The organism is Methylomonas sp. BG-2, assembly GCF_057766305.1.
Window position 1 is genome coordinate 1 of sequence record NZ_JBYMAP010000080.1, and the last position, 17,337, is coordinate 17,337.

Sequence of the window (17,337 nt, forward strand, 5' to 3'; positions counted from 1 at the left end):
GCGGGCGACAGCGCCAAATCCTCGATCAGCGGCAAGGCCGCGAATGCCTTGACCGGCAACTCGCCGGGCCGCGCGGCCGCCAACGGCACAGGCTCGTGTACCGGCCGGCCGCCGCAGGCCGCCAACCCCAAAAGCCCAAAAACCAGCGCCACGCGGCGCGCGAATCGTCCTTTCATCATCACTCCTTCAGTGTTGAATATCGTCGGCCGTAAGCGGAGACCGGCGCATTCTAACAAACCTGGCGGCCTAGTTAATCCGTTATGTTTTCCTCACCGAACTCTCGGCGCTGACGGGTTTGACAATCGGTCCGTTCCAACCAGGCCGCGCATGGCCGGACGCACAAAGATATTCCAAACTGGTCTAAGCTACTAACAAACTAACTAGGCCGCCGGCGATCCGGCAAGCGAATGCGCCATGACCGACATTGATCCCGATTTTCCGCTGCCCGAACCGACCTCGCCACGCTTAATCGTTCTGGTTTTGCTGCTGGGCTTGACCGCCGGCCTGGCGCTGGCCTGGACTTTGTTGCAGTCCGGCGCGGCGCCGGATATGCCCGCTCGCATCATCCAACCGATTTTGCCACCGCCGGCCCCGGCCTCGTCCGTCGATATCGCCGGCGAAGTCGATAAACTGCTGGCCGGCCGCGCCATCGTCCCCACGCTGGCCGATCAGGCCGCGCAAGCCAGACAAGCCCTGCTCGCCGGCGATTTCGCCGCCGCGGGGCAAGCACTGGAAGCGCAACTGACCCGCAGCCGTATCCAAGACTGGGGTTTCGCCCCCTTCGACCGCTTCATCAAACGGATGATCGTGCCCGGCAATACCGCGCTACTGCAACGCCTGGACCAGTGGCTGGCGCAAGATCAACCACCTGCCCTGGCCTACTTGCTGCGCGCCCAATACCATTACGACACCGGCTGGCGCACGCGCGGCCACGCCTGGGCCGCCAAGGTCTCCGCTCGGCATCGCGGCAGCTTCGCGGTTGAGAACGCGTTGGCCGCCACCGACATCGCCCAAGCCATCATCCGCGACGACAATAATCCCTACAGCCGCTATTTGCTGCTGGCCATCCTGCAAGGCTACGGCAACTCGCTGGCGACGGACGGCGCCTTCCGTCTGGCGATCCGCCGCTTTCCGGACTACTACCCGCTCTACCGGGTACAACTGAATACCTTGATGCCCAAATGGGGCGGCTCGGTGACCGAGATGCTGGCGTTTACCCGGGTGTTCGTCGATTCGGCCGCCGCCGCATCGCCATTGAAACTGCTGTATTTGAATCTCTACGAAGACCTGCTGGATATTGCCGGGGCCGAATGCTTCGCGCCGGCACCGGAAAAACGCTCCGATTGCGTCGATCAGGCCCTGCGCGACGCGGCGGCCGGCCGGGACCTGCAATCCGACATTCGTCGAGCGTTGGCCTTGTACACCCCGCAAAACAGCTTGGCCTTCGGCGCCGCGCTGGAACCCATCCTGACCGGCATCGCCCTCACCGAGGGCAACGAACGCCAAGCCAACAACCTGTTGCAACTGACCGCCGAAATCTTTGGCCACAATATCGAATTGGCCGCGACCGACACCCAGCACAACCACTACATGTTGGACCAACAGCTCGCCTCGGTTTGGTACCGGGCCGGCCATTCCGCCAACGCCGAAACCTTGTACCGGCGAGCGCTAGCCGATCTGGACCGAGCCGCGTTCCCGGACCCGGCCGAGAAAAATGCGGAAACCGCCGCCGTTTACGACCGCTTGGCCGGCCTTTACAACGCCAATCAACAATACGAACAAGTCCTCGTCTATCAAAACGCCGCCGAAAAGCTGGGCGGGATTTACCGCAAGGACTGGAGCCATTTGCAATGCGCCGCGCTGGTCAAACTCAAGCGCCACCAAGACGCGCTGCGGGCCTGCGCCGCGCAGATCGACCACGGCAACGACTGGCAAGCGCTAACCCGACGCGGCGAAGCGTACGAGGCGCTGGGCCAAGCCGACGCCGCGCTGGCCGATTACGCCCAGGTCGCCGACTCCGAGCAGGACAGCCGCGCCTATGCCGCCATTCAGATCTCGGTGCTTTACGCCAAGCGCAACGATATGCCGAACATGCTGGCTGCGTTAAACCGTTACGATTACTTATACGACGCCGACCAAGTTTCCCGCCAGGACGTGGCGATCGCCTACAACAACCGTTGCTATGCCAAAATGCAATTGGGACAGCTCGAAGCCGCGCTGAAAGATTGCGACGCCTCGCTGGAATACGGCAATTTGCCCGATGCCCGCGCCAAGCAGCGAGACCTGCAAAAACGCTTGCAAGCCGGCGGGACTTGATTAAACCCGCCAAGCGTAATCGCTAGGTGTCGTCGGCGATTCGCGCCGAACCGCAGCCCTCTCGCGACAGGCTCGCCCTCCGCAAAAGAATTGTTCGTTTGAAATTTACAAATATTGCGCCCATAAAAAAGCCCACATAAAGTGGGCTTCGTCCGGTGTTGTTTTTTATGTTTTCTGGACGCCTACCGCCAATGTCGATAGGTTAATTGCTTGAGCTCTTATTATTATTGTACCGTTCACACGGTTGCGTTCCCCCCCTCAAAAAACGCCGAGCTTTTTCGCTCGTTTTGACCTAAGTCAAGGTTGGCGCATTCTAGCCAACTAAAACCGCTTTGTCCAGAAAAAGTGCGACAATTTGTCGCATATTTATTTCAAACCCTCCGCAGACCACGCAATTCAGGATTGAGGCACTGACCTGGCCCGCGGAATCGTAGGCATGGCGTTTCGTTCAAGGATGGCATTGAAAAATAGATAACGCCAACAGGATCGCCGCTTGATCAAAGCATTGAACACCAAACTTGACAATAGCTCGAGGGAAAAAAAAGATGTAGGAACACTTTAATGCCTTACAACTGCATTCAAACTTTATTTGCCGTTTGGTGCCGTATATTTTTCGATCAAGCACGAAATTTTTTTCAGAACTGAGTGAAAAACAAAGTGACCACGCAATAAAAAAGGGCTTAGACATTTCTGCCTAAACCCTTGATTTATTTGGCTCCCCCGGACGGGCTCGAACCGCCGACCTAGTGATTAACAGTCGCTAAAGACCATGTTACCACGTATTTCTGTATGTTGCAGAACATTCCTAAATGCCCGATTATATTGAACTTTATAACATCATCCGTTCATGGTTGTTTCATTCTGCGACCTTATGTTGCGGAATTCAAGTGACCACAAAGTGACCACGAAATTATGTTTACTGACAAATCAATCAAAGGGCTCAAGGCAAAACCGTCGGCATATAGACTCTATGAAAAAGGGCCCGATAAAGGCTTTGGTGTCAAAGTGACGCCAGCCGGAAGCGTAACCTTTTTTATTCAATATGCAGGTCCAAATGGTAAACAAAAATTCGCAAGCCTAGGACGGTACCCATCGATTAGCCTATCTGAGGCAAGGGATAAGTGTCGTGAACTGAGACGGGAGATCGATCGCGGAATTGACCCACAATCCCGCATTGAGCTGAGACTTGGCAGCGTAGCCGATTTGTTTGACTACTACATCAAGCACATGGTTGATTCAGGAAAGCGAACTTTTGAAAAAGTCGAGGCAGATCTTCATTACAACTGTAAAGACATTTTGGACTTCCAAGCCAAAGACGTAACACCAGCCCATATAAGAAAAATACTTCACACCATTATCTCGCGTGGCTCGAATGTTCAAGCTAATCGGATTCGATCATACTTAAGAAGAGCATTTGAATTAGGGGTTTATCATGATAACGACCCCAAAAACCTATCAAATGATTTTACCTTTCAAATACAAGCCAACCCTGTCGATGCAATTCCAAAAGATACCAGTGCGGAAGTTGCAGGAGAAAGAGCATTATCATTTTCCGAAATAAAAGTACTTTGGAACGAAACATGCCTTCTTGAGCAATTCCATCTGGCTACAAAACTATTACTGCTATATGGCTGTCGATCTTGGGAGCTCTGCGGAGCAATGAAACATGAGTTTGATTTTGACACCATGATTTGGAGCGCCCCGCCAGAGCGAGTGAAAAACGAACGCTGGCTGATATTGCCTATTACTCCGTTAGCTAAAAAGTTACTTGATAAATTATGGCCGTATTCTGGAAACTCTGATTATCTTTTTCCAAGTAGATATAACGAAGAAAAACCAATACACAAAACGTCTTTGGCTCACGCAATCACGCGAATAAGCAGTATCGATACTTTTACCCCAAGAGATTTAAGAAGAACAGTAAAGACTCGTATGGGAGAAATTGGCATTGAAAAAAGCATCAGAGATAGGATACAAAATCATGCTCTAAATGATGTAAGCTCAAAACATTATGATAGATATGATTATTTACAGGAAAAACGAAGCGCCTTACTAAAATGGGAAAACTACTTAATCGAGTTGAGCGGAGATAAAAACACATAGTGTTGATTTTTATTAGATCAATAAAATATTAGCCCCTAGTTATTTGTTGGTTCAATTCAATCACAGAATTTTGTTCCTTTTTCCTGCCATACCGAAAACTCTAGAGGACGCAAGCCAAAACGGATAGCATTTCCCGCATGTAACGTTTTGAGTTCGTTTTGTACCAAATTAATAAATTTCTGCTTGTCTTCCTGAGACACGGAATTCGGAGTGCCAGCCAAAATTGCCGCTCCATCTGTTGCCAGTCCATCCCTGACAATAGCTCGTATGACTTCAGCTAACTCATTTCGGTAACGTAATCGAACGATGTCAGGTGGTACGAGCTGCTGTTGCACGGCAACGTATTGCTGACATGAACGCTCGTAAGCCCAGATGTAGACATCTCTCAACAATTCAATTCGATTCAACTCGTAGACGCCGAGGACCGCGTCCACATAAGCCTGTTGCGGCACGTCGATAAACGACAGTGGGCACAGGTTGTGTTGAATCAGCGGAATATTGGCCGCCAACCGCGAAACCCGTTTGTTGACGTCTTCGAAGGGTTGCAAGTAAGGCAAATGCACCATCAGGAAAAACGATTGTTCAAATGGATCGGCAATTTCCGCCGCCATGCTCATGACAATCCCGAACAACTCTTCAATCCGTTGCGGCATCGCAATCGGCAAATAAACACTGCCGCCGATATCGACCGCCCGATTGCGCAGGCGGCCACAACTCATCGGATCTGCCAACAAACCATCCGATAAAAAAGCATGTAAGGCAACGATGGTTTCGGCCGTAACGCCGGCATGTTCAGAATCGCGTACCAAATATTCAATGGCCGACTTGTGATTGAGGATCATCTGGGTTTCCATGACATCCTTGCCTTCAGCCGCCTGACCGAATTCAATCAAGCGTTCGGTATCCAGTCGACTGTAGGTATTGCCTTCCAATCGGGAAGAAGCCCAAGAAAGGTCGATGAGCAGGCGATTCAGAATGTCACGGGCAAACGTTCCTGCCGGGGTTTGCTCAGACGGCGACCTGCCCAGGGTATGTAATTGTTCGCGTAAACCAGCTGATAAGTAATAGGTGTGGTTTGGATAGTACTGCCCCAGGAAATCCGGCTGATAGCTGACGGGAGACCGTTGAGTTCGTGGTTGACGAATAAAGAACTTGATCTCTTCGCCTTCTGGCGAAATGGGAATGTAAACTTCGTCAACGCCATGCCAGTTTGAGTCATCCACACCATTAGCTACGGCGATACCCGTGCCAAGCTTTACGACTTTATACTTCAGTGCTCGTCCATCGCCTTCGCTAACAATGCGACGCTCTGCCACCATTGTGGCCAATCGACGTTGTAAAGTGCGGCCCTTAATTTCGAAATCTAGCCATTGCGCAATGTCTTTCGCGCCAATACCTTCGGGATATTGAGCAATCAGCTTTTCGATTCTCTCCAGCTCTTCTGATGGGACTATTTTTGGCATGATTTGATTTTTGGTGTCGCGATTAGTTTTAATGCGCCATTTAATATGTCATTAAACCAAAAATCGCGCCATAAAAACTTCTTGGTTGCACGTTTAAACTTAATCCAACTTCAGCCCGCTCCAGTCATCACGCTCCGTACCGACCGCAAGATCAAGCAAAACCAAATTCAGAGGATCGGCGAAAAACCGCGAAAAGAGCGGTTTTTCCAGCATATAGAATTTTTGACAACATCGTAAACTCGCATCAAGACCATTACAGCGAGCTTGCGATGTTCATTATTCCTTCAAAAAATCTTAAGCTTCAGTGTCCATTTCAAAACGTTGTTAAGCATCTTCGGATTGGCATGATGGGCGGCTTTTGCCTCATCAGCCAACCTATGGAATCCATGGCTGATGGAGCCATTCAAATAAACAGTAGCAACCAACAGTCTCCTGGTTCAAAAACCACATTACGGAACACGCTATGGGGCCAAGTGGCTCGGAGACATGGCATTGACCCCTACATTCTCTATGCCGTTGCGCTCACCGAATCGCGAAAAAACGATGACCAGAATAAAGTCATACCCTCGCCATGGGCCATCAACAACGCTGGCAACGCCTATATTCCTGGCAGCCAGCAGGAAGCCGAAGCCTTACTCAATCAAATGTTGGAGCAAGGTAAACGCAATATCGACGTTGGCATGATGCAAGTCAATCTTAGGTGGCATGGCCACCGTGTTGCGAAACCAGAGCAACTCTTGATACCAAGCACCAATCTCGAAATAGGCGCACGTGTACTCTCCGAGGCCATCCAATCGGTGCCTGGCAATCTTGCACATGGCATAGGCCGATATTACAGTTGGAAAAATGAGCCGGCCGCCATCCAGTATGGGCAAAAAGTGATTGCCTTGGCTGATCAGATCCGAGCGATTCTCTAGTCCATCGAGGATTTCTGAATGGACGAAAATCTCTACAAACTTAATCTCGACTACCTCATCGTTGCTCAGTCCTTAATATTTTCCGAAAGTGAACAGAAAGCCATGTTCTGCTTAGGTCTCACGACCGAAGCGGTGTCGTTGCTCCGAAAGATGCCACTCGCACAATTAAAAAGTTTGGCCAGAAGTGATTGCCTGACCTTTGTCCCTCGTTTCAATCCCCATAAATGGAGCAAATTTCTAACCGTCGAAAAAGATGAAGATCCTAATGCACTCGACGCACGAACCATCGACCTTCTGATGCTCTTGTCTGCCCACCCACCTGAGTCATGAGCAACCATTGCCCATTTGCTACTCGGCTTAAAGATCAGTATTGGGCTTATCAATTGCTGAAACGAAGATTACGCACAAAATTTGCCGGCCGGGTCATCAAAACCCTTCGACAGAAGGACTTATGTAATCTCTACTTTTCCCTACACGGAGAAAGTCCGGTCGCTGGCCTAGTCCCTAGCATCCTAGCAATGCCACAGTCACGTGAGTCGTTTCTTTACATGGCGCTATTTGCATCAATCTATCGAAGCGCTTGCTCAAGTGCTATCTCCGCCGAAATGGACCTAAACGCCCTAGTGTTTGCCTGGGATACATTTTGTGCCTTCTATCCAAGCCATATCCAAGAACGCCGACCGTTTGGCCGCATACGGCCAGCAAATTTCGATGAAGCCTGGATTATCACCGAAGCACTGAGAGACGGACTCGCAGAATTACCTTACTGTACGACCTGCCATACGCCGTATTTAGTTATTCATGGCTGCAAATATCAGCAGGTCTGTCAAATGTGCGTGCTAAACCAAATCCCTAAGACCAGAATGATTACCTAACAATTGCTCCTAAGTCGTAGCCGAATTGGGGTGACTTATTATCCGGGCAGATCAAGATCCAATGGGAAAACTTTATGCCCTCATTTCAATTCAAAGGAATATAATCCACCCATTCAATCTTCCTATGTAATCCGACTATGAAAACGGTCAATGTCAGTGGTCTAAAGAACAACCCCAGCGAAGCGTTGCGCATGGCTCATGAGGATATGGTCCTGGTCATGAATAGAAACGAACCGGATGCCGTGATGGTCGGCCTAAAATCCTCCAAAATCATCGGCATGCCTGGTGTTCGCAAGGCCTTGGCGACAGCCTTGTTCAAGGACGGAAATTTATCCCTCGCTCGCTCCGCCAAACTGGCCGATATGCCGTTGGCCAGCTTTATTGCGCACGTCTCGCGCCTGGGTATTTCCGTCATCGATCAAACGGCTGATGAAGTCGAGGATGATTTGGACACTCTGGACCAGTGGCTCAACAAAGCCTGATCGCTGATGCCTAAAAAAGTGATTGTCGATGCCAGTCCATTGATCGGACTGGCGTTGGTGGAGGGTTTAATCTGGCTGCCCCAGTTATTTGGCGAAGTTTTCGTACCTGAATCGGTGAAACAGGAAGTGTTACCCGGCAAATCGGCGCCGGGTGAACAAGCGCTGTTCCATGCATTCGATTCAGGTTGGTTAACGGTATGGCATGAATCCATCACTCCACGTTTGGATATCGACCTGGACGTTGGTGAAACGGATTGCATCAACATCGCGCTATCGTCACCCGAAAACTATTTGCTGATCATGGACGAACGTGCCGGCCGGGCTGTGGCCAAAGAATATCAACTGCAGGTCGTCGGTACGGCCGCAGTCATTGGCCTAGCCAAGAAACAAGGTTTGATTGAGTCGGCTCGAGCCGCTTTTGAGATTTTGCATCGATCAGATTTTCGTATTTCGGCTACCGTGATCAACAAAATTCTGGCAAGTGTCGGCGAGTAAACCGTTGGATATGCAGGCAATCTTTCTTTGCCTTGTTGAAATAGTTTTGATTTAAAAAACCGACTTGGAGCGTTAGTTCATTCGCGATAGGATTACCAAAACGTTTAAGCATGGAGAAGCCAATGTCTTCACAGTCATCACTCTCAGATCGGTTCAAAAGACCCAGCCCGTCAGTCAAAACCCAATCAAATCACTCGATGTTTAATGCCCATCATGCAACGGTGGATTGCCCCGAATGCCATCGAATCATGGTGCCGCGCGTCATTACCTATTACGGACAACCAACAAAATCGATTTGTCCATTTTGCGGCGCAACGTTTGCGCGTTTTCCGAGTGGATTACAGAAGTTTTTGCAGCGTTTTCACACCCGCACATTAACTACAAAGCACTTTAATTTTTTTAGCTTGGCAGCTGGATTATTTGGATTAACATTCATGGGCAGTTCAAAAGACATGCTGCCTGAAACACTTTCTACATTTGCCCTTTTTGGTTTCGTTACTTTTACTGCTCTAGCATTATCAGAATTAGTTTTTCAGTGTATTGAACAATTGGCAAATCGTCTTTCCCATGAAAGTAATTACTATTGGGCTACCTTAGTATTTGTAGCCTGGGTACTGGGGAGTATTAACAATGAACTTACCGTACCAATTATCATGCTCTCATTTGCCCTGATTCTGCGAGGGCTTATTGTTGGTTTTGGACAAATTCTTCGCAACAAATAATTCATGGTTCTTAATAATTAATTAGTCCTCTAGCTCGATTAAAGCTACTGATCTGATCTATGAGATCCATGCGATTTTGGCCGGCTGCACTCATCAATAACTTTGAAATATTGTTGCCATCAATGTCTCCTTCCTCTTTGATCAATTGTTGTTTTGCTGCGGCCAAATTTCCGCTATATCCTCCACCAACTGATATTCCAGCGAACGCTTCAAACATTGCTGCTCGGTAATATGATTTTTGACTTGGCGTTAATTTGTCACCGATTTCATTAATTCTTTGGTCTGCCCAAGCCTGGGTAGTTTGAATAAAACCGGAGTAAGATTTAGAGGCTCCGTATTTTACGGAATCCCAAAAGCTTGCTCCGTTCGAGTAAGCTTCTGTAGTATTTGAAGTAAATTCTTTAATGCTTTCAGCACCAGAAGAACCCACGGCTTCGATATTCTTGGCGGTATTATAAATACTCCCTCCCAGGTAATCGTATGTTGCCTCCGCTACCGAAGGCGTGTCGTTCGCCGCTGCCGCAATTGATTGCCTAAAATGCTCCGCTTTGACATTCGCCAATTGCCCAAAGCCTTCTCTTGAATTTTGTTCACGCTCAGCCAGGTTACGATCATGTTGTGCTTCAACACGGGCTTCGCCGCTGGCAACTTTCCCCGTCGCTGAATGAATCTGGGCCTGGGCACGTTGACCCAGAGATTCAGTTTCTGCACTTGGGTCTTTTAGCTGTGCTTGTTCGACGGTCGTCTGAACCTTGCCAGTTTCCGGCGCATTGGCTTTCAGCGATTCATTCCGACTGGCATTCCAGCTTTGATCGGCTTGCGGCGCATTAAAAGCATCGCCGAGCAGTTGATAACCCGATATTTGTGCCTGGTGCGATTGTTGATCATCCAGCGTGCGGTAACCGGGTGACGAAAAACCGGTCAATAATGACATGCCGGCGGCGGCATAAGCTTGATCGGCATCGCTGATCCAACCGGCGGCTTTCCATTGCGAGGCCAATCGCTGTGTATCACCTCGCAAGCCGTATTGATCCAGCGTGCGATCCAGACGTTCCATCAAGCCAGGATCATGAGCGATTTTGTATCCCGTTTCCGCCGCGCCGAAACTGGCTTGCGTCCCGAAGCGTTGCTGGGCCGATAGGGTTTGTTGATAGGATTCGCTGGCGGATACCGCATCGGTTGCGCTGTGTTGCAGTGATGACAACGATTGATTTTGCAGTCCCATTGAGGCGACGTTTCGGGTGCCGGTTTGCGCATCCAGCGCCAGGCTTTTCGCCAACCCCGCTTGATAGCCCTGACTGTCGTTGACGGTTTGACTGATGTCGGCGGCAATGGCGTCGGATTTGTCCTGACTGACTTTGAAGTCGTTTTGCAAGCGGCCGGAGATTGCGCCGCTGAGTTGATCGTTACCCAGCTTCGCCCCGGCGTTGGCACTGCCGGCCACCAACGCCGAGAACTGATCGGCTGAAATCCCGGTATCAGCATGTTTCTTGGCAAAGGCCTCGCCGAACTGACGATTATAGGCATCGGTATAACTGGAACTGCTGGCAATCTGATTGCCAAGCGACCGGCTATCAAACGCATCGCTGCTGATGCTCGCCGACTTCGAAGCCGTGGACGACACGCTGTGCATGAAGCTGCTGGTCGCCTGTTCCGAAGCGCTGTAAGCCGACGATACCGCCGCACTCATGTCCTTGCCGGCGGTAAAGGTCGGCAGCACCTTGTCGACACCGGTTTGGGTAACTGCTGAAAGTGGACTGTATTGATGTTGCGCCTGGGCATTCAAGACCGGCGCCGGGCTGATCACATCCGGCGTGGCAATTTTCTCGTTCACATAATCGCCGCCGTCCATGCGCCCCAGGAAATGGGTGGCAGTCACTGCCCCGCGGTAGATCAGCATCAAAGTAATGGCGGGTGTCGAAGCGGCCAGCATGCCACCAATCGACAGCCATTGTTGCAACTCCATATCCAACTGATAAATGCCCATCATCGACGGAAGATTGTAGGTGGCCGTGGTCAGCGCCGCCATCTTGCCGGCGGCCGACATCTGGATGAACAGATTGATCACCGCAAGAATAGGCATCCACAGCTGGATCCAGAGCAGCATTGAGAAGTAACCGATATTCATCCGGATACCGACATTGCCCAGCATCACCACGAAGGCCATGATCGGTGCAATGGCATAACTCAAGCCTTCGATAAACGCCATCATTGGCCGAACGATCTTGGCAAACAGGGTTTGCTCAGCCGCCCATTGGGTATTGCGTTGCTGAATGGCTTGCTCGACCATCGCTGCTTTGTTCCAATGCAAGCCGTCTTCATGCCGGCCGATGATGCCTTTCTCGAACATCGGCATGATCGCCGACATCAGCATGTAATCGGCAGCATCGACCACACCGGGCCCTGCCAACGCATCGAAGGCCTCCTGGATTTTCGGCACGGTATCAGCTGCTGCCGGTACGCCCAAGGTCGGTTGCAACAACCCTTCCAGCGCCGTCGCGAAATTACCGTTGGCTACCACGCTCAAATCGGCCCAGGCATCCGTACAGGTTTTGGTTTGCGGTTGGCCTCCGACATAGATTTGGGTCATGTAGATGTCGGAATCAAAGCGGATGGCATTCAACGGATCGGCATCGCGCAAAATGGCATCTACTGATTTCTGGTTTAGATCGACACCGGTTAAGGTGCATTCGCGCACATAATTGGCAAACGAAGTTTCCATGTCGCTACCGGCGTTCGGCACGTTGGCCGCGCCTAAATTCACCCGCGACAACAAATTCTTCCGCACCGCCGTCAAGGTCTGCAAACTGTCGGCAAAACCATTGCCGGTCATCGACGGTGTGCCAAAGCCCTGCTCAAACAAGCGTGTGGTTCGATAGCCCATGTTCGACATCACGCTACCGACCACCGCCGGACCCAACGGTACGTTGTCGACCACTACCACGCTGCCCGTATAAGCATCCTCGATCGACACCCGCACCGACGGCGCATACAACATCAGCCACAACACATAGGCCAACAATAAATCCTGATAACGAATGCCGCGACCATCCCATTGCAACAGCGCCCGGAGGATGACGATGATCACACCGATCAAACCACCGACCGCCGCAGCGGTGCGGTAATCGTCGGTACCGGAAATCATCGCAATGGCATTCAGTACAGCTTGCAAATAGGCGGAATCGCCCACGGAGAAGATTTCAAACATGGGCGACCTGCCTTTTAAACAACGTGGGAGAAATCCATAGCGAAGAGATGGAAGGAATGAGCGGTTAAGGATTTGGCCAAGCCACCCCGGAAGCCGGCAACTGCGCCACGGTGCCATAGTGTTTAGGCTTCACGGTGGTCATCAATTGCTGGTAAAACGCCATCAGGGTTTGCGGATTGCCATAGCGTCCGGCAATGGTGACGTATTCATCTTGGATTTGTTCTCTGGCATCCTTCAAGGCATCCATGAGCAATTTGGCGTAGGCATGGTCGTTCATGTGCGCGGCAGTCTGCACAGCATTCAATAGATCGTTGACGATCAATTGCGCCAATTCCAGAGCGATCACCGGTGCTGCTTCTTCGGCCCACAGTTTGGCAATGCCAGCATCTTCCCGTGCCAAGTTATGGATCATGCCGCCGATGGCATCCGGCACGGTTTGCATGAAGGCTTTTTCGCTGTCGGTGATCTGGCCGCTGTTGGTTGAGAATTTGTAAATCAAGCCGTTGCCGGAATTCGCCGAACCCAACAGGATCTCCATCACCCGCTGCTTCAAGCCGACCAGATTGACGTTTTGGACAATGGGTTTGAGGCATTGATCGGCATCATGACCATCACTGCAGGTGTAAATGCGCACGGTTTGATAACTGTTGCCGGCGTCGTTGCCGTACATCAAATCCTTGATCCGCAACACCGGCGGTGGGGCGCTGATGGCATTGTTTTCGCCTTTGCCGTCGGGCGCGGCTTGCGGGGCATCGACAATCACGGTACCGGAAATGCTCATCGCCGCTTCGAGCAAACTGTTGCCACCGAAGCGAAACCAGCCGCCGGCGTTTTGATTGACCAAGGCCCGCCAGACCAGATTACCTTGAATGATCTTAGTCATATCCGTCGGGTCGTTCTGCTTGATCTGCTGAACCGGATCACCCAGGGTACTGGTATTGGTCCAACTGGAAAACACATCCGAAATGCCTTGGGTAAACGAGGCATTGGACAGATTGGTTTTGCTCTGCAGATCGAAGGCTTTGACCGTGTCGTTGACCAGACCTTGCGCCAAACGGCAGGAGTTGCTGAACATCTGGTTCATTTCCTGGATTTTCTTTTGCAGGTCGGTCATCACTGACGCACACCAGGGGCACATCGCACCCACGGCTAACTGGAAGGCATAGCCCGCCGCATTGCCGGCCACGTTGCGCATCAATTGCACGAACTGGTTGAAGTTAATGAAACTGAAACTGCCGGCGAACAAATCGATACCGCCACACCCTGCACTGAACGACGGCGGCACGAACGACACCAGATTGGTGTTGGTGATGCCATTGCGCGCCACAAGGCTGCCGCCAGTAATCACGCCACGGCGCTGTCCCAAATGCGCGGTCGGTGCCGTGTAGTTGGTCATGGTGCCGAACATGCTGTCCATTTCCTGTTGCAGATCGGCATAGGCTGGAACGGCACACTCGACCAACAGAATCAATACCAGCACCTGGCGATAGCGCAGAGACAAGGAAATCGACTTCATGGCGTGCTCCCCATTTGTGCACTGCGTTGCAATGCCTGGATCAGTGATAGTGGATCTTGAGTGACCGCGGGGCTGATGCTGCCGGCGGCCGGTAACAACATCGGCGTATTGCGAATGCCCTGGGTGGTTTGGTATTGCGTGGCATCGATCCATCCCGCTTCCTTGGCGGCCAGCAGAATCCGACTGGTGATTTCTTCCAGCGACAAGGCGCCTTGCGCCAATGGCACAATCTGCTTGGGTGGTTTCATCAAGAACAGCGCCGGGGTTTGTTCAACCCCCAACATCGCGGCCTGCCCTTGATCGCGTTTGAACTGACTGAAAAAGCCATTCGGCATCGGTAAACCATCCAGCGACACGGGATAGATTTTGAAACCGTAGGCGTGTTCCAACATGGCCAGAATCGGTGCCTGGACATGGCAATAAGGGCAATCGGAGCGGAAGAAAAACAAAATACCGGCTTGGGCGGCAATCGCTTTCAGGGCGCGTTCGGCCACCACGCTGGCCTGATGATTGGCTTCATTGGCCGCATAGGTAGCCACTGGCCGGCGCACCGTTTCGTCGAGTTGCGGATCGGACATCACCACGTAACGGGCGGCGTTGGTAAAACGCTCGGCTTTGTCCATCATCACCCGCTGCAGATAGTAAAACGCGGCGACATTCTCGGGACTAGGATCGTCGATGGCCTGGTTCAGGTAATGTTCGAGGTTTTGCTTCAGCCAGGCCGAGGACAGGGGTTGGGGTTCTGCAGAGGGCTTGTTTTGTGTTTTGGGTTCAATTTCAGTCTGAACGACGCTGGGCGGTTTGTTGTCAGGCTTGGGTTTTTCCTGATCGGCTTGACTATCGGGTTGGGCTTTTTTAACCGGCTCCGGCAGCACCTCATACCAAAACCAGCCGCGCTGTTTGTCGGCAAAATAGGAAACCTCGGGCGCGCTGTCGTTACCCATCGCCAGCGAGGCTTTGAGACACAAACTCATGATTATCGGTAACGAAATGGCATTTCGGTTCATCGCGCCATTGTCCGTCAGATTATCCCAGCAACTTTTGCAGCTGACGACGAAAACGCCATCAGCTGCAAAATGGTTCTAAAAGCCATCGCAGAACGCGACCGTAACGGCAGACGATCGCGAATTCGGCGTCAACTGCAATCGGCATCCCTTATCGGTTGCATAAAATGCTGGCGTTATTGCGAACGGGCGATGGGCCGTAAATCCCAATAGGAAATCGACTTTCGATTTCCCTACGCTAGTTGGGAAACATGGCAACGGTGAGCGGCCCGTGATCCGACGTTATTTCCTAGGTAGGCATGAGTCACGCCGTTTTGCGAAGGCAATGCCTAAATGAACCATCCAGAAAATGACAGTGACATGCCTACTGCGGTAGGCATTTAAGGTGCAAACCCATGCACTAAGGCCCTTTCCAGGGCCCGCGATGAACCGAAAATCCCATTAGGCATAGTCCATGTCTATCCCTACAGTTAAGTATTAGGAAAATTCATGTCCAGCGAACATCCTGTCAACGCACAGTCCACTCTCACCGAACAAGACCTGCTGCATTGGATCGAAACCCGGTGCGATCATCTCCAGGCCCAAGCCAAAGTGTTGGTCGACGATTATTGGCGCCAAATGAAAAGCCAGCGTCAGAAACACAGCAAAAGCGAATCAGGCCGAATTGGCGTCCGCATCCGCTGCCGGGAAAGTCAACGCGCTTTCAGCATTGAGTGGTACCGCATGGCCACGTTGCGACAAAACGGTCAAACTAAGCCCATTGCGCAGTACGTTAAGAAAGGCCGTGGCTATCGTTATCCGCTCGGTAACCTGCTGAAGAACGAACCCGCCTGGGAGACGGAATTAGTCGAAGAACTGGAAACCGAGTTTGCTCATATCCGGCAACAGCTCGATCGGTTGGGAAAAATTCGGGATGCGGTGCAGCGATATTGCAAGGTGATTGATGCCAATAACAAATTCATCGGTTGAGATGACTAAATGACAATCTTTTCACCGATAAACCAGAGAGCATCATAGTCCCCAATTGTTAAGGGTTATCGGATGCCTGCTCATCATTTGATGATAACCTTGGGACCACAAACCATGGTGGGCAGGCTTCGGACAACCCTAAACAGATTTGCACCTTCGGTTTGCACCCGAAGTAAACGTCAGCTATCGAGCAAGACGAACTCACAGTATCGGCCAAAACCGGTCGGCCGGGGTAACTTTCAAATTTAGCTATTCAAGGCATCCAGTAATCCAGTTGACTGTCCGGTTTTCGGCGAACAATTTGTCACTACGGCCAATACCTGCCGGTCGAGGTAGTTATCCAATTTCGACAAGTTTAGGCATCCTTTGGCCTAACAGACTGGTGAAAAACCACAGAAAAATATGTTTTTAAACCACTTGCTAAGCGACTATCAAGTCTTTGGCGGGCAAATTGACGTAATAATTGCGTCTCCCCCACCGCAAAAGACAGTCGTTAAATCGAAAATTCAACTTTCTGAAAGTTCTCTTTCATCGAGTAATCATGGCGGCCAAGAAAACATCAAGTTACATGGGCAGGGCGAGAGAGATGGGCTTTGTTACCTCGGCCCATCTCCAAGGTTTTGGCAATACGACTGCTTGCTGTTCGACGAAAGTGTTTACATTTGACGATGCATCGCTGCCATGCTCAGATTGGCTTCGGCGGCTTTTTCATAGGCATTGATCAGCACTCGGCAATGGCTTATCAGGCTGTCGGCCTGCTTACCGTAAATGTTGCTTTTGGACTGATATTGGCTGAGCAGCTTTTTGTGTTCATCGACTTTCAGCTGTAGGTCCTTCGCTGCCTCTTCGTAATGTTTTGCCAACGCCTCATGATCGGCCTTGGTTGTCGCGCTTTGCACGGCCTGGGTCATGTCCATCGGATGAGGGTTCATCTCGCTGCAGGCGACCAATAATCCAGCCACTAAAAGCATGGCGGTCAATAATTTTGTTTTCATAGGTTTTCCCCCGATTTATGTCAGTTGTAAAAATTATTTCTTCAATTCGTTTCGTATTTTATCGCTTGCCGATTGACGCACAAAACGTAACCGACCGAATGATAAACATATTAATAAAGCACAAACAATGCCATTTATAAAATCAATAAGTTAGATATTTTTCGTTTTAGATTCAATTACCATGTGCACGCTAATGGTGCAAAAAATCAGATATGCACCAGCATAGCAATTACCCACCCCCTCTCAGATCAATCCTCTCAACTTAAGCCAAT

The 17,337-nt window shown here is 50.9% G+C and carries 13 protein-coding genes; 8 read left to right on the forward strand and 5 right to left on the reverse strand.

The annotated features are described in order from the left end of the window. Positions 1-414 precede the first annotated feature (414 nt). Both AC3B8H_RS09510 and AC3B8H_RS09515 read left to right on the forward strand, forming a co-directional pair. Positions 415-2,316: a tetratricopeptide repeat protein gene (locus tag AC3B8H_RS09510; RefSeq protein WP_488441352.1), complete on the forward strand. Its 1,902-nt coding sequence runs from the start codon at positions 415-417 to the stop codon at positions 2,314-2,316. Between the two features lie 912 nt (positions 2,317-3,228). Beyond that, positions 3,229-4,419, forward strand: a complete 1,191-nt coding sequence (locus AC3B8H_RS09515) for a tyrosine-type recombinase/integrase (RefSeq protein WP_488441353.1) — start codon at positions 3,229-3,231, stop codon at positions 4,417-4,419. A 56-nt stretch (positions 4,420-4,475) separates the two neighbouring features. Here the strand turns inward: AC3B8H_RS09515 and AC3B8H_RS09520 are convergent, their stop codons facing one another. Continuing rightward, positions 4,476-5,882: a Fic family protein gene (locus tag AC3B8H_RS09520; RefSeq protein WP_488441354.1), complete on the reverse strand. Its 1,407-nt coding sequence runs from the start codon at positions 5,880-5,882 to the stop codon at positions 4,476-4,478. A gap of 269 nt (positions 5,883-6,151) precedes the next feature. On the opposite strand from AC3B8H_RS09520, the gene AC3B8H_RS09525 reads away from it, so the two are divergent. The 5 genes from AC3B8H_RS09525 to AC3B8H_RS09545 all read left to right on the forward strand — a co-directional run bounded on the left by AC3B8H_RS09525 (position 6,152) and on the right by AC3B8H_RS09545 (position 9,373). Beyond that, entirely contained in the window at positions 6,152-6,799 is a 648-nt protein-coding gene (locus tag AC3B8H_RS09525; RefSeq protein WP_488441355.1) for a transglycosylase SLT domain-containing protein, read from the forward strand. A gap of 18 nt (positions 6,800-6,817) precedes the next feature. Continuing rightward, positions 6,818-7,129: a flagellar transcriptional regulator FlhD gene (locus tag AC3B8H_RS09530; protein ID WP_488441356.1), complete on the forward strand. Its 312-nt coding sequence runs from the start codon at positions 6,818-6,820 to the stop codon at positions 7,127-7,129. A gap of 682 nt (positions 7,130-7,811) precedes the next feature. Continuing rightward, positions 7,812-8,156, forward strand: a complete 345-nt coding sequence (locus AC3B8H_RS09535; protein WP_488441357.1) for a UPF0175 family protein — start codon at positions 7,812-7,814, stop codon at positions 8,154-8,156. 6 nt (positions 8,157-8,162) lie between these two features. After that, positions 8,163-8,651, forward strand: coding sequence for a PIN domain-containing protein (locus AC3B8H_RS09540; RefSeq protein ID WP_313729556.1), 489 nt, complete (start codon positions 8,163-8,165; stop codon positions 8,649-8,651). Between the two features lie 197 nt (positions 8,652-8,848). Continuing rightward, positions 8,849-9,373 (forward strand): hypothetical protein, encoded by a 525-nt coding sequence (locus AC3B8H_RS09545; protein WP_488441358.1) that lies wholly within the window; start codon positions 8,849-8,851, stop codon positions 9,371-9,373. Positions 9,374-9,383: 10 nt separating this feature from the next. On the opposite strand, the gene AC3B8H_RS09550 is transcribed toward AC3B8H_RS09545, so the two are convergent. From AC3B8H_RS09550 to AC3B8H_RS09560, 3 genes are all read right to left on the reverse strand, one after another. Beyond that, positions 9,384-12,581, reverse strand: a complete 3,198-nt coding sequence (locus AC3B8H_RS09550; RefSeq protein ID WP_488441359.1) for a conjugal transfer protein TraG N-terminal domain-containing protein — start codon at positions 12,579-12,581, stop codon at positions 9,384-9,386. A 64-nt stretch (positions 12,582-12,645) separates the two neighbouring features. Beyond that, entirely contained in the window at positions 12,646-14,097 is a 1,452-nt protein-coding gene (locus AC3B8H_RS09555; protein WP_488441360.1) for a conjugal transfer protein TraH, read from the reverse strand. Beyond that, positions 14,094-15,071, reverse strand: a complete 978-nt coding sequence (locus tag AC3B8H_RS09560; protein ID WP_488441361.1) for a conjugal transfer protein TraF — start codon at positions 15,069-15,071, stop codon at positions 14,094-14,096. Before AC3B8H_RS09560 ends, AC3B8H_RS09555 begins: the two co-directional genes overlap by 4 nt. A 519-nt stretch (positions 15,072-15,590) precedes the next feature. On the opposite strand from AC3B8H_RS09560, the gene mobI reads away from it, so the two are divergent. Then, positions 15,591-16,070 (forward strand): conjugative transfer protein MobI(A/C), encoded by a 480-nt coding sequence (mobI, locus tag AC3B8H_RS09565; RefSeq protein ID WP_255187032.1) that lies wholly within the window; start codon positions 15,591-15,593, stop codon positions 16,068-16,070. Between the two features lie 656 nt (positions 16,071-16,726). On the opposite strand, the gene AC3B8H_RS09570 is transcribed toward mobI, so the two are convergent. Beyond that, a complete protein-coding gene (locus tag AC3B8H_RS09570; protein WP_488441362.1) occupies positions 16,727-17,065 on the reverse strand; it encodes a hypothetical protein in 339 nt (112 codons plus the stop codon). Positions 17,066-17,337 lie beyond the last annotated feature (272 nt).

Bases quoted from the DNA above. Each gene is read 5' to 3' on its own strand.
- AC3B8H_RS09550 (WP_488441359.1), bottom strand. From the start codon at position 12,581: ATGTTTGAAATCTTCTCCGTGGGCGATTCCGCCTATTTGCAAGCTGTA.
- AC3B8H_RS09545 (WP_488441358.1), top strand. From the start codon at position 8,849: ATGTTTAATGCCCATCATGCAACGGTGGATTGCCCCGAATGCCATCGA.
- AC3B8H_RS09535 (WP_488441357.1), top strand. From the start codon at position 7,812: ATGAAAACGGTCAATGTCAGTGGTCTAAAGAACAACCCCAGCGAAGCG.
- AC3B8H_RS09560 (WP_488441361.1), bottom strand. From the start codon at position 15,071: ATGAGTTTGTGTCTCAAAGCCTCGCTGGCGATGGGTAACGACAGCGCG.
- AC3B8H_RS09555 (WP_488441360.1), bottom strand. From the start codon at position 14,097: ATGAAGTCGATTTCCTTGTCTCTGCGCTATCGCCAGGTGCTGGTATTG.
- AC3B8H_RS09540 (WP_313729556.1), top strand. From the start codon at position 8,163: ATGCCTAAAAAAGTGATTGTCGATGCCAGTCCATTGATCGGACTGGCG.
- mobI (WP_255187032.1), top strand. From the start codon at position 15,591: ATGTCCAGCGAACATCCTGTCAACGCACAGTCCACTCTCACCGAACAA.
- AC3B8H_RS09530 (WP_488441356.1), top strand. From the start codon at position 6,818: ATGGACGAAAATCTCTACAAACTTAATCTCGACTACCTCATCGTTGCT.
- AC3B8H_RS09520 (WP_488441354.1), bottom strand. From the start codon at position 5,882: ATGCCAAAAATAGTCCCATCAGAAGAGCTGGAGAGAATCGAAAAGCTG.
- AC3B8H_RS09510 (WP_488441352.1), top strand. From the start codon at position 415: ATGACCGACATTGATCCCGATTTTCCGCTGCCCGAACCGACCTCGCCA.
- AC3B8H_RS09515 (WP_488441353.1), top strand. From the start codon at position 3,229: ATGTTTACTGACAAATCAATCAAAGGGCTCAAGGCAAAACCGTCGGCA.
- AC3B8H_RS09525 (WP_488441355.1), top strand. From the start codon at position 6,152: ATGTTCATTATTCCTTCAAAAAATCTTAAGCTTCAGTGTCCATTTCAA.
- AC3B8H_RS09570 (WP_488441362.1), bottom strand. From the start codon at position 17,065: ATGAAAACAAAATTATTGACCGCCATGCTTTTAGTGGCTGGATTATTG.